9 protein-coding genes and 4 pseudogenes are annotated in these 11894 nt (G+C 59.6%); 7 read left to right on the forward strand and 6 right to left on the reverse strand.

Annotated features, from left to right (window positions below):
* The first annotated feature begins 1 nt into the window (after position 1).
* Both ACYZT3_RS16850 and ACYZT3_RS16855 read left to right on the forward strand, forming a co-directional pair.
* Positions 2 to 1342 carry an HlyD family type I secretion periplasmic adaptor subunit gene (locus ACYZT3_RS16850; protein ID WP_282376009.1) on the forward strand — a complete coding sequence of 447 codons (1341 nt, stop codon included), beginning with the start codon at positions 2 to 4 and terminating at the stop codon, positions 1340 to 1342.
* 1 nt (position 1343) lies between these two features.
* Entirely contained in the window at positions 1344 to 2672 is a 1329-nt protein-coding gene (locus ACYZT3_RS16855) for a TolC family outer membrane protein (protein WP_282376011.1), read from the forward strand.
* A 27-nt stretch (positions 2673 to 2699) separates the two neighbouring features.
* On the opposite strand, the pseudogene ACYZT3_RS16860 reads toward ACYZT3_RS16855, so the two are convergent.
* A pseudogene (locus tag ACYZT3_RS16860) lies at positions 2700 to 2873 on the reverse strand (gfo/Idh/MocA family oxidoreductase); the annotation flags it as partial.
* A gap of 137 nt (positions 2874 to 3010) precedes the next feature.
* On the reverse strand, positions 3011 to 4657 hold the full coding sequence (gene mqo / locus ACYZT3_RS16865; protein WP_462030331.1) for a malate dehydrogenase (quinone): 1647 nt from the start codon (positions 4655 to 4657) through the stop codon (positions 3011 to 3013).
* Between the two features lie 386 nt (positions 4658 to 5043).
* Here mqo and ilvD point away from each other — a divergent pair, with 386 nt between their 5' ends.
* Positions 5044 to 6726 carry a dihydroxy-acid dehydratase gene (gene ilvD / locus ACYZT3_RS16870; protein ID WP_462030332.1) on the forward strand — a complete coding sequence of 561 codons (1683 nt, stop codon included), beginning with the start codon at positions 5044 to 5046 and terminating at the stop codon, positions 6724 to 6726.
* 4 nt (positions 6727 to 6730) lie between these two features.
* Here the strand turns inward: ilvD and ACYZT3_RS16875 are convergent, their stop codons facing one another.
* From ACYZT3_RS16875 to ACYZT3_RS16885, 3 genes and pseudogenes are all read right to left on the reverse strand, one after another.
* Positions 6731 to 7594: a methyl-accepting chemotaxis protein gene (locus tag ACYZT3_RS16875; protein WP_462032388.1), complete on the reverse strand. Its 864-nt coding sequence runs from the start codon at positions 7592 to 7594 to the stop codon at positions 6731 to 6733.
* Positions 7589 to 8344, reverse strand: a pseudogene (locus ACYZT3_RS16880) (HAMP domain-containing protein); the annotation flags it as partial. The gene ACYZT3_RS16875 and the pseudogene ACYZT3_RS16880, both read right to left, overlap by 6 nt.
* 164 nt (positions 8345 to 8508) lie before the next feature.
* A pseudogene (locus ACYZT3_RS16885) lies at positions 8509 to 8884 on the reverse strand (phosphatidate cytidylyltransferase); the annotation flags it as partial.
* Between the two features lie 52 nt (positions 8885 to 8936).
* Between ACYZT3_RS16885 and ACYZT3_RS16890 the strand changes: the two are divergent.
* The 4 genes and pseudogenes from ACYZT3_RS16890 to ACYZT3_RS16905 all read left to right on the forward strand — a co-directional run.
* Positions 8937 to 9338 carry a GFA family protein gene (locus ACYZT3_RS16890; RefSeq protein WP_282376018.1) on the forward strand — a complete coding sequence of 134 codons (402 nt, stop codon included), beginning with the start codon at positions 8937 to 8939 and terminating at the stop codon, positions 9336 to 9338.
* The gene (locus tag ACYZT3_RS16895; protein WP_462032441.1) at positions 9278 to 9451 is read left to right on the forward strand and encodes a hypothetical protein; all 174 of its coding nucleotides are present in this window, start codon (positions 9278 to 9280) and stop codon (positions 9449 to 9451) included. The genes ACYZT3_RS16890 and ACYZT3_RS16895 overlap by 61 nt, the downstream gene beginning before the upstream one ends.
* Positions 9452 to 9494: 43 nt before the next feature.
* Positions 9495 to 10001, forward strand: coding sequence for a peptide-methionine (S)-S-oxide reductase MsrA (gene msrA / locus ACYZT3_RS16900; protein WP_282376019.1), 507 nt, complete (start codon positions 9495 to 9497; stop codon positions 9999 to 10001).
* Positions 10002 to 10171: 170 nt separating this feature from the next.
* A pseudogene (locus tag ACYZT3_RS16905) lies at positions 10172 to 10309 on the forward strand (peroxiredoxin); the annotation flags it as partial.
* Between the two features lie 61 nt (positions 10310 to 10370).
* Here the strand turns inward: ACYZT3_RS16905 and ACYZT3_RS16910 are convergent.
* Entirely contained in the window at positions 10371 to 11879 is a 1509-nt protein-coding gene (locus tag ACYZT3_RS16910) for a tripartite tricarboxylate transporter permease (protein WP_282376020.1), read from the reverse strand.
* Between the last annotated feature and the right edge of the window lie 15 nt (positions 11880 to 11894).

Consider the following 11894-nt stretch of genomic DNA (forward strand, 5'->3'; position numbering starts at 1 on the left):
CATGCAAATGAGCCAACAAACCGAGATGATTCAGATCGATCCCAGGAACGAGGTGGATCTGGACGTCGGTAAACCCGTGCGCTGGGGCATGTTGCTGGTGCTCGCTGGCTTCGGCGGCTTCCTCCTGTGGTCCTGGCTGGCGCCGCTGGATGCCGGCGTGGTAGCGACCGGCACGGTCAAAGTCACCAGCAATCGCAAAGCCGTGCAGCATCTGAGCGGCGGCACCGTGGAGGCCATTCTTGTTCGCGAAGGCGATGCCGTGAAAAAAGGCCAGGAGGTGGTCCACCTCGACTCGCTGCGTGCCGTTGCCGAACAGGGTGCGGTCAGCGCCCAGTACATCGTCAGCAAGACGGTGGAAAACCGCCTGGAAGCGGAACGTGACGGCCGGGATGTGGTGAACTACGATCCTGAATTGCTCAAGCGCTTCGGGAATGACCACCGCCTGGTGGCCGCCATGGATCTGCAACAACGCCTGCTGGACACCCGGCGCGCCGGCCTCGCTGGCGAAATCAGCATCCTGCAGGAAAACCTCGCGGCGTCGGCGGTGCAGCTCAAGGGACTGCAGCAGGTCTATGGCTCCCGCGCCTCGCAGATCAACTTCCTCAACCAGGAACTGAAAGGCACCCGCGTGCTGGCGGCCGAAGGCTATGTGCCGCGCAACCGCCTGCTTGAGCTGGAACGCAGCAATGCCGACCTCTCCGCCGGCCAGGCCGAGAACCTCAACAACATCGCTCGCGTACGTAGCCAGACCACCGAAATCAAGCTGCGCATCCTGCAGCGCCAACACGATTACCAAAAGGAAGTCGAATCGCAGCTCACCGACACCGCCAAGGAAAACACCACCCTGGCCGACCGCTTGCGTGCGCTGGACTATGAAGTGACCCACACGGTAATTCGCTCGCCGATCGATGGCATGGTCCAGTCCCTGAGCATTGCGACCATCGGCGGAATCATTCAGCCCGGCTTCAAGATCATGGAAATCGTTCCGGACAATGAACCGCTGCAGGTCGACGCGATGATTCCGGTGCAGGCGATCGACAAGATGGTCCCCGGCCTGGCCGTGGACATTGCCTTCCCGGCCTTCAACCATTCCCAGACGCCGAACATACCCGGCCGCGTGAAAACCGTTTCCGCCGACCGCCTGCTCGACGAGGAAAGCAAGGAACCGTTCTACCTGGCTCAGGTAGAAGTCACTCCCGATGGTATGAGCCTGCTTGGCAGCAATCACATTCGTCCCGGCATGCCCGCCAGCGTCACCATCAAGACGGGCGAGCGCAACCTGATGAGCTATCTCCTCAAACCAATGCTCGAACGTGTCGACAGCTCCTTCAAGGAACAATGAAATGGACCGTCATTGCCTGTTCTTCTGCCTGCTGGCGCTGTCCCTCCCGGCCAGCGCCATGGACCTCAAACAAGCCTGGGATCTGTTGCAGTACCAGGGCCCCGTCTACCGCGCCGCTGTGCATGAAAAAGACGCCGGCCTGGAAAACCGCGCCATCGGCCAGGCCGGCCTGCTACCGCAGATCAGTGCCTCGGCCTACGACAACAAGGTCAATGGTACCCAGCGCCAGAGCGGCGTCGAAAGGGATCTCGACTACGACTCCAAGGGCGCTAACGTGCGCTTGCGCCAGCCACTGTTCAACAAACAGAAAATGGCCGAGTACCGCCAGGGTAAACAGCGTGCGGACTACAGCGTCGCGGTGTTCGATGCCAAGAGTCAGGACGCCGCGGTGCGCCTCGCCGAAAGCTATTTCGACGTGCTTTTGGCCAGCGAAACCATCGTCCTCGCCAAGTCCAAGCTGAGCGCCTTCGATGAGCAACTCGCCTCGGCGAAACGGCGCATGGAGCTGGGGGCCGGCACCGTCACCGACATCGACGAGTCGGTCGCTCGCCGCGACCTCGCCGCGGTTGAGCTGATCGAAGCGCAGGACAACCTGGTCAACGCGCGCCGCAAGCTTGAGGAATATATCGGTGAAACCCCCGAATCCCTGACCACCTTGCGTCCGAGCTTCAATACGCCACCGCTGCTACCGAGCAACCTGCAGGACTGGTTGGTCAAAGCCCAGAGCGACAGCCCGCTGATCCATGCGCGCCGTCATAGCAGCGACCTCGCCGAAGAAGAAGTGAAACGCGCCAGGGCCGGCCACTGGCCAACATTGGATTTCGTTGCCGGCTACACCGCGGGCGATAGCCAATCAATCTCCGAGCTCAATCAACGCAACCGCTACGGCTCAATCGGGCTGGAAGTAAACTTCCCGTTGTACAACGGTGGTGGCACCAGCGCGTTGACACGCCAGGCGAGTGCCAATAGCTATAAGGCCCTGGACGAACTCGACGCCACGCGCCAGGAAGTCATCTCCGGCACCACCCGTGAGTATCGCGGCGTACAGAGCGGCGCCACACGTATTCAAGCGCTGGAGAGGGCCGTGGAGTCCAACGAACGCTCGCTGACTTCGACACGCAAAGGCTTCAAAGAAGGAGGCACCAGCACCAACTCGGATGTCCTCAATGCCGAAGAGCTGCTCTTCGTTGCGCGCCACGATCTGTTCGAGGCCAAGCTGCGCTACTTGATGTCGCGCCTGCGCCTGGCCTCTTCGGTGGGCAGTCTGGGCGACGACGATATCGACCACATCAACGACTACCTCGGCCCGGAACTGTTGGTCACCCACTGACGTTCACAATCTCAGCATGAGACCTGGGCCGTTTTCGAGCAGCTCGCTCAGGGACTGAAAGTTCGCTACCACGGCGCAGGGCTGCCCTTGCGTTGCGACAGATACCAACAGGATCGCGGAGTTGGCGTTGATTGCTGGAACGTGTTGATCCTGGGCGATCTTGCCGTTGCCCACCAGACCGAGACGGATCGGTTGCTTCAATGACTCGCGACCGATCAGCGCAGTCGTCAATCGCCCAGACAATCGCGGATTTGCGCGGCCAACACGTGCTGAATACCAGACACAAAAAAGCCCACTGACCGCTACCGGTTCAGTGGGCTTTTCGATTACGCCTCTAGTTACAGAGCCATATCACGAGCAGCATTAGCCTTTGGCGCCTTAGGCGCTTCAGCCGGAGCAGTAGCCGGGGCCACCGCCCGACCCATCACCGGCGGCGGAGTCAGCTGCAACACCTTGGCGGTGTAAGCCCACTCCTGTGCAACCTTCTCAGGACTGCCATTGAGCTGAGTGCCATAACTCGGCACGATCTGATGCAGCTTTTCCTGCCAGGCAGGCGATGCAACCTTGTCCTTGAACACTTTCTGCAGCACGGTCAGCATGATCGGTGCAGCAGTCGAAGCGCCCGGCGATGCGCCCAGCAAACCAGCAATGGTGCCGTCTGCGGAAGCAACGATTTCAGTACCCAACTTCAGCACGCCACCGGCAGCTTCATCACGCTTGATGATCTGCACGCGCTGGCCGGCTTGCCACAGGCGCCAGTCTTCAGCCTTGGCGTTCGGGAAGTATTCTTTCAGGGCGTTGAGGCGGTCTTCGTCAGACAGCATCAGTTGGCCAGCAAGGTACTCGACCAGCGGGTATTCCTTGATGCCGACTTTGGTCATTGGCCAAACGTTGTGCGTGGTGGTGGTGGTCAGCAGGTCCAGGTACGAGCCTTCTTTCAGGAACTTGGTGCTGAAGGTCGCGAATGGGCCAAACAGAATGACGCGCTTGCCGTCCAGAACACGGGTGTCCAGGTGCGGAACCGACATTGGCGGTGCGCCAACGGAGGCTTTGCCGTAGGCCTTGGCCAGGTGTTGTTCGGCGAGTGTCGGGTTTTCAGTGACGAGGAACGAGCCGCCTACCGGGAAGCCTGCGTATTCCTTGGCTTCAGGAATGCCCGACTTCTGCAGCAGGTGCAGTGCACCGCCGCCCGCGCCAATGAACACGAACTTGGCGTCGGTGTCGGATTTGCTGCCGTCTTTCAGGTTTTTGTAGCTGACGCGCCAGCTGCCGTCGTCGTTCTTGGTGATGTCTTGCACTTCGCTGGACAGTTTCAAGTCGAACTTTGGCGTGGTCTGCAGGTGCGCAACAAACTGGCGGGTGATCTCGCCAAAGTTGACGTCGGTACCGACCGGACTCCAGGTGGCCGCGATTTTCTGGTTCGGGTCACGCCCTTCCATCATCAGTGGAACCCACTGCTTGATAACAGCCGGGTCTTCGGAGTACTGCATGCCGGCGAACAGCGGGCTCGCTTGCAGGGCTTCGTAACGCTTTTTCAGGAACTTGATGTTGTCATCGCCCCACACAAAGCTCATGTGCGGCGTGGAGTTGATGAACGAACGCGGGTTTTTCAGCACGCCCTGCTGAACCTGCCAGGCCCAGAACTGACGGGAGATCTGGAAGGCTTCGTTGATTTCAACGGCTTTCGGGATCTGAACGTTACCCTTGTCGTCTTCCGGGGTGTAGTTCAGCTCGGCCAGGGCGGAGTGACCGGTACCGGCGTTGTTCCAGCCGTTGGAGCTTTCCAGGGCGACGCCGTCGAGGCGCTCGATCATTTCCATCGAAGTGCCGGGTTCCAGCTCGTTGAGCCAAACACCCAGGGTCGCGCTCATGATGCCGCCGCCGATCAGCAGCACATCGACTTTCTTTGCCTCTTCCGCGTGAACGGACGTGATCCCCATCGACAAAGCCAGCCCCAGCAGGGCCGTGTTCATTTTTTTAAACATGTGTAGCACCTATGATAAAACGCCATCCGCCCTTCCATCTTCACTTACGAGCCCCTTGTTTACGGCATTCAGGCAGGATGTCGTGGGTTCTCGCACATGACGATTGGAGGGTGGGCACACAAGGCCGACGTGTCTCCATCGACCTCAGTTTATATGTCCCTACTGAACTGACTTTTTATCATTATTGGCTTCAGCTACTTGAGCGACAGTGATTCTGTTGGCGCGTCTCAAGGACGCGCAAACTGAATAGGTCAAAGCAAGTTGAGGCGAAGAATATCACGACCGGACAAACCCGCGCGTCTGTTGCCGACTTGATAGTCCGGGCACGGGCGCCGGGTCCACTATACTGATTCTGATTTTTCTCGATGAGCCGGTGAGGAGCAGTCATGAGCGACAAAGACGATTTGCGCAAATATTCCTCCCAAGTGGTCGACGGCGTGGAACGCGCGCCCGGCCGCGCGATGCTGCGGGCCGTGGGTTTCACGGACGAAGATTTCAAAAAACCGCAGATCGGCATCGCCTCCACATGGGCGATGGTCACGCCCTGCAACATGCACATCGACAAGCTGGCCATTGAAGCCGAAAAAGGCGCGAATGCCGCTGGCGCCAAGGGCGTCATTTTCAACACCATCACCATTTCCGACGGCATCGCCAACGGCACCGAAGGCATGAAGTACTCGCTGGTGTCGCGTGAAGTGATCGCCGATTCCATTGAGGTCGTGGCCGGCTGCGAAGGCTTTGACGGTCTGGTGACCGTGGGCGGTTGTGACAAGAACATGCCGGGCTGCCTGATCGGTATGGCGCGGCTGAATCGCCCTTCCATCTTCGTCTATGGCGGCACCATCCGGCCGGGCGCCGGCCACACCGATATCATCTCCGTGTTCGAGGCCGTGGGCCAACATGCACGCGGGGATATCAGCGAAATTCAGGTCAAGCACATCGAGGAAGTGGCGATTCCCGGCCCCGGTTCCTGCGGCGGCATGTACACAGCCAACACCATGGCGTCCGCCATTGAGGCGTTGGGCATGAGCCTGCCCGGTTCCAGCTCTCAGGACGCCGTCGGCAGCGACAAGGCCTCGGACAGCTTCCGCGCTGGCCAGCAGGTGATGGAGCTGCTCAAGCTGGACCTCAAACCGCGCGACATCATGACCCGCAAGGCCTTTGAAAATGCGATTCGGGTGGTGATCGCCCTCGCCGGTTCGACCAATGCCGTGCTGCATCTGCTGGCCATGGCGCATGCGGTGGATGTCGAGCTGACGCTGGATGATTTCGTCGAGCTGGGCAAGGTTTCCCCGGTGGTGGCCGACCTGCGCCCCAGCGGCAAATACATGATGAGTGAACTGGTTGCCATCGGCGGCATCCAGCCGCTGATGAAGCGCATGCTCGCCGCCGGCATGTTGCATGGCGATGCGCTGACGGTCACCGGCAAAACGCTGGCCGAAAACCTGGAAAACGTACCCGATTACCCCGAGGGTCAGGACGTGATCCTACCCTTCGACCAGCCGATCAAAAAGGACTCGCACTTGGTGGTGCTGCGCGGCAACCTCTCGCCCACCGGCGCGGTGGCCAAGATCACCGGCAAGGAAGGCCTGCGCTTTGAAGGCACGGCTCGTGTGTATCACGGCGAGGAAGGTGCGCTGGCCGGCATTCTCAACGGCGAAGTCAAGGCCGGCGATGTGATCGTGATCCGCTACGAAGGCCCCAAGGGAGGGCCTGGCATGCGCGAAATGCTTTCGCCAACGTCAGCGGTCATGGGCAAGGGGTTGGGCAAGGACGTTGCGCTCATCACCGACGGCCGTTTCTCCGGCGGTTCACATGGGTTTGTGGTGGGGCATATCACGCCCGAAGCCTTTGATGGCGGGCCGATCGCGCTGATTGAAGACGGCGATAAGATCACCATCGACGCCGAAACACGGCAGATTACGGTCGATGTCTCCGACACCGAACTGGCCGAGCGCAAAACCCGCTGGGTGCGCCCGGAATCCAAGTACAAACGCGGGGTGTTGGCCAAGTACGCGAAGACCGTGTCCAGCGCCTCGGAAGGCGCCGTCACGGATAAATACCTCTAACGCCTCAAAGCCGAAACCGATCCACCGACTGCGAGAGTTTGCCCGCCAGGGTGGACAGCTCATCGGTGGTGGTGGCGGTCCGGCCAATGACTTTGCTGTTGCCTTCGGACATGCCGGCAATCATTTCGACCTGATGGGCGATTTCATTGCTGGCCAGGCTCTGCTCACCAATCGTGCGGGTGATGTCATTGACCAGTTGAGTGGTGTTCAGCGTGGCGTCGAGGATTTCGCGGATGGCGCGCTCGACGTTGGCGGTCACGGCCATGCCTTTGTCGACCTGCGCCACGCCCGCCTCCATGCTGGTCACCGCCTCGCGGGTGCTTTGCTGAATGCGTGAAACCATCGTGGCAATTTCCTGGGTGGAGGCGCTGGTGCGTCCCGCCAGGCTCCGTACTTCATCGGCCACCACGGCAAAACCACGCCCTTGCTCACCGGCGCGAGCCGCTTCGATCGCGGCGTTGAGCGCCAGCAGGTTGGTTTGATCGGCGATGCCCTTGATCACCTGGATGATGCTGAAAATCCCCTCGGACTCCTTGTCCAGCGTGCGGATCACCTGGGCCGATTGCTGCGCCGAACGCGCAATACCGTCCATGTCGTTGACCACCTGATGGATCACCCGACCGCCATCCTTGGCCAGTGCCTCGGCCTGATTGGCCATGTTCAGCGCCCGCTCGGCATGCCGGGTGATTTCCTCGATGCTCGCGGTCATTTCGCTGGCTGCAGCGGCCATGGTGCTGGCCGCTACGCTTTGCTGCTGGCTGCTACCGGCCACTTCGTGACAGCCACTGCTCAATTGCTCACTCATGCCACTCACGCCGTGGGCGTTGCTGCGCACGACTTCGATCATGCCGCGCAGGTCGCGCTGCATGGTCGCCAGGCTGCGAATCAGGGCGCTGGCTTCGTCCTGCTGAGTCGGCTCGACAATCGGTTCGCTCAGGTTGCCATGGGCGATGCTGTTGGCGATGCGGCTGGCGGTCTGCAACGGGCCCATGATGCTCAGAATCACCCAGCGGCCTTGGGCGAGCAGCAGTAACAGGCTGGCGATGAGTACGCTGCCAAGGGTGAAGTTGGCGTTGCTGATGACTTTTTGAGTGCCGGCGCTGGTCTGTTGGGTGTTGGTTTCGATCAGTTCACTGAGGGCGGCCATCTGGTCTTCCAGCTGGCTGAACGCAGTATTGAAGGTGCCCAGATCTTTTTGAGCAGCCTCCGGATTTTCCAGCGCCAACCCGACGATCCGTTCGGCTGCGCTGATGTAGTTGTCGAGGCTTGGCTTGATCTTGTTCAGGCCCGTTTTGATGGTGTCGTTGACCGGCAGTTTGAGGTTTTCACCGAGCATGTTACGAAAGTGCGCCGCATGTTCCTCGATGGAACTGCGCACCTCGGCTTTGCTGCTGGTGCTTTTGCCCAAGCCCACCACCATCGCGGACAGCACGTCGGCGCGTAACGCGTCGTGCATCATGTCGGCTTCGAGGTGATTACGCAGCGCAGTCATGCTGACCTCGTTGTCATTCACCGCTGCAGCCATCTGGGTGTTTCCCAGATAACTGACCAGGCTCATGATCAATGCGGTGAGCAGGCCGGTGCCAATCAGCAGAATCAAACGTAATTTTATGGACACTCTGTGGATCCTCTCTCGGCACGTTTGTCAGTTGCGTAATGCCAACTGCGGATTGGTTTGCTGAAGAGGCTATCGGCTGGCGCGAGCGGTTATTTAAGCGAATTTCCATACGCGCATGTCTTTACGACATGCGGTATTTCTTGCCGGTTTTGATTGCCCCCTGATCAAGCAGCAGAGAAGAAGTATCGCGTGAGGTGAAAGAAGATCGGCGCCGCGAAGCAAATCGAGTCCATCCGGTCGAGCATGCCGCCGTGGCCTTTGATCATGGTCCCCCAGTCCTTGGCGCTCAAACTGCGTTTGATCGCCGACATGACCAACCCACCCAGGAAACCCATCACAACGATGACGAACGACATCATCAGTGACTGCCAGGAGCTGAAGGGGGTCATCCAGAACATGCACCCGCCAATCAGTGTTGCAAGACAGGCCTCCACCCACCAGCCCCTCCACCGTTTTTGACGGACTCACCAGCGGCGCGACCTTGTGCTTGCCGAAGAGCTTCCCAAACACGTACTGCAACACGTCACTCAACTCGCCAACCCCCGCACCAGACCGCTACAGTGACGCGACCGACACCTGAGAAACGATGAACATGGATGGACTTCACCAAGGAAGTTGCCTGTGCGGCGCAGTAAAATATCGTGTGGCCGCCGAGCTGAAAGCGGTTACCCATTGCCATTGCAGCAAATGTCGCAAGGGCCACGGGGCAGCGTTCGCAACGTATGCAAGCGCGCTCAGGTCAGCGATTACGGTCATTTCGGGCGTCGAAACGCTGAAAACCTATCACTCGTCTGAAGGCGTCGCCCGACAGTTCTGTAGCGACTGCGGCTCTTCGCTATTCTGGTCTGATTCCAAGGGCGCATTTTCGGAGTGGATGTCAGTGGCTATAGGCACGCTGGATACGCCGTTTTTGAGTGAGAAACAGAAACACGTATGTGTCGATTCAAAAGCGCCGTGGTACGCAATCGAAGATCAGTGGCCCAGGACGGGGTGAGCGCATCAGCCAATCAGCTCAGGGGTTATCTGCGGGCCCTCGACACGACCTGGGTGTTGGGCATGGCTGATTGGGAAGCGCTGGACCGCCGTGTTGCTGAATCGTGGTTATGATCAATGCGGCGAAGCTAAATTCACTGATGGGAGGGACCGTACTATGACGACGCGAACTGAAACTGCCATCCTGGCCGGTGGTTGCTTCTGGGGCATGCAGGATTTGCTAAGACGCTACCCCGGCGTGGTGTCCACGCGGGTAGGCTACTCGGGCGGTGATGTGCCCAACGCGACTTACCGCAACCATGGCACACACGCGGAAGCGATCGAGATCGTGTTCGATCCGGACCAGATCACCTATCGTCAGATACTCGAATTTTTCTTCCAGATCCACGATCCGACGACGAAGAATCGTCAGGGTAACGATGTGGGTATGAGCTACCGCTCAGCACTCTTCTATCTCGACGACGAACAGAAACAGGTGGCCGAGGACACGGTGGCCAACGCTGATGCATCCGGCCTCTGGCCCGACAAGGTCGTCACTGAAATCCTGCCCGCAGGCCCGTTCTGGGAAGCAGAGCCGGAACATCAGGACTACCTCGAACACTATCCCAACGGTTACACCTGCCATTTCATTCGGCCAGACTGGAAACTGCCCAAACGAGGGTGATGGTGAGGTCAAAAGCGGTCCCGCCGACGGCTGTCGGCGAGACCGTTGCTGCCCCGGGTGATTTGTAACGCTCTGTATTTTCGTTGGCGATCTTACACAGCGATACATAACCCCCGGATCAGGACACATACGCAGTACATGAAGGTGAAAAAGTGGGTGGCGTCGCAAACCTGCAGGCGCGCCTCAATGTAAGCCTTCCGGGCCTGGACCCTGCTGTCGCACGGGCGGTGGTGGATGGCGCCCACCAGAGGTGCCCGTACTCCAAAGCGACCCGTGGCAACATCGACGTCACGATCACTCTGGTTTAACCAAAACACCCTGTGCGGCCTGCCTTCCCGGCAGGCTGTGCTGGCAATTGCTGCAAGCCGCTCAGTCGTCCTCATGCAACTTGATACCGCGAGCGTGAAGCAGATGCGGGACCACCAGCACCAGCAGCGTTAGCGCGAGGAACGAGGCTGCAATGGGTTGCGTCACAAATACCAGCCAGTCTCCCTCGCTGATGGACAAGGCGTTGCGCAGCTGCTTCTCAGCCATGGGCCCGAGCAGCATGCCGACGATCACGGGCGCGACGGGAAAATCGAAACGGCGCATCAGCACGCCGCCCCAACCAATCGCCAGCATCAGCAACAGATCGAAGGAAGAATGGCGCATGCCGTACACGCCGATGGTGGCAAACACCAGAATGCCGGCGTTCAGGTACGGCCGAGGAATTTGCAGAAGCTTGACCCAAAGGCCCACCAACGGGAGGTTCAACACTAACAGGATCACGTTGCCGATATACAGCGAGGCCAGCAGGGTCCAAACCAACTCCCCCGACGTCTGGAAAAGCATCGGCCCCGGTTGCAGGCTGTAGTTCTGGAACGCGGCCAACAGAATCGCCGCAGTGGCGGACGTCGGTATGCCGAGCGTCAGCAGCGGTACCAAAGAACCCGTCGCGCTCGCGTTGTTGGCCGCCTCGGGACCGGCAACCCCCTCAATCGCGCCCTCGCCCTTGCTGCCAGCAAACTCTTTCGGGTATTTGCTCAGTTTGCGTTCCGCCGAATAGGACAGGAACGTCGGAATTTCAGCGCCACCAGCCGGAATCGAGCCGAATGGAAAACCGATCAACGTGCCCCGTAGCCAGGCGGGAACCGATCGTTTCCAGTCAGAGCGCGTCATCCACAGCGAGGTCAAGCGGTGCCGACCGGTCGCTTCTTCCTTTTGATAAAGCAGGCTGTACAAGGCCTCGCCCACTGCAAACAACCCGACCGCCACGAGCACGACTTCGATGCCATCAACCAACTCCGGCACCTCCAAGGTGTAGCGGGCAATGCCCGAGGTCGAGTCCAGGCCAATCAAGCCGATGGTCAATCCAATCCCGAGCGAGGCGAAACCGCGCAGCATTGAAGCGCCGAGTACCGCAGACACCGTCGTGAAGGACAGCACCAGAATCGCGAAATACTCTGCAGGACCAAACTTGAGCGCCAGCGTGGCGACAATGGGGGCAAACAGGGTCAGCAACACCGTCGCGATGGTGCCGGCCACAAATGAGCCTATCGCAGCCGTTGCCAAGGCCGGCCCCGCCCGACCATTGCGGGCCATGAGATTGCCTTCCAAGGCCGTGACCATGGAGGAAGATTCACCGGGCGTATTGAGCAGAATAGAGGTGGTGGAGCCGCCAAACTGCGCGCCGTAATAGATACCGGCGAACATGATCAAGGCGCCCGTTGGATCGACCTTGGCGGTAATCGGCAGCAGCAGCGCAACGGTCAGCGCCGGTCCAATACCCGGCAAGACACCAATGGCGGTGCCGAGCAAACAGCCGATAAAGCCCCACATCAAATTGATCGGTGTCAGCGCAGCGGAAAAACCAATGGCCAGGTTCGCGAGAGTTTCCACCTTGTTGACCTCCTT

This window comes from Pseudomonas sp. MDT1-16, from assembly GCF_054898115.1.

What these genes read in the sequence shown, in the direction of transcription:
- ACYZT3_RS16875 (WP_462032388.1), bottom strand. Translation starts at nt 7,594, where the DNA reads ATGCAGCGCGACCTGCGCGGCATGATCGAAGTCGTGCGCAGCAACGCC.
- ilvD (WP_462030332.1), top strand. Translation starts at nt 5,044, where the DNA reads ATGAGCGACAAAGACGATTTGCGCAAATATTCCTCCCAAGTGGTCGAC.
- mqo (WP_462030331.1), bottom strand. Translation starts at nt 4,657, where the DNA reads ATGTTTAAAAAAATGAACACGGCCCTGCTGGGGCTGGCTTTGTCGATG.
- ACYZT3_RS16850 (WP_282376009.1), top strand. Translation starts at nt 2, where the DNA reads ATGCAAATGAGCCAACAAACCGAGATGATTCAGATCGATCCCAGGAAC.
- ACYZT3_RS16890 (WP_282376018.1), top strand. Translation starts at nt 8,937, where the DNA reads ATGGATGGACTTCACCAAGGAAGTTGCCTGTGCGGCGCAGTAAAATAT.
- ACYZT3_RS16855 (WP_282376011.1), top strand. Translation starts at nt 1,344, where the DNA reads ATGGACCGTCATTGCCTGTTCTTCTGCCTGCTGGCGCTGTCCCTCCCG.
- ACYZT3_RS16895 (WP_462032441.1), top strand. Translation starts at nt 9,278, where the DNA reads ATGTGTCGATTCAAAAGCGCCGTGGTACGCAATCGAAGATCAGTGGCC.
- msrA (WP_282376019.1), top strand. Translation starts at nt 9,495, where the DNA reads ATGACGACGCGAACTGAAACTGCCATCCTGGCCGGTGGTTGCTTCTGG.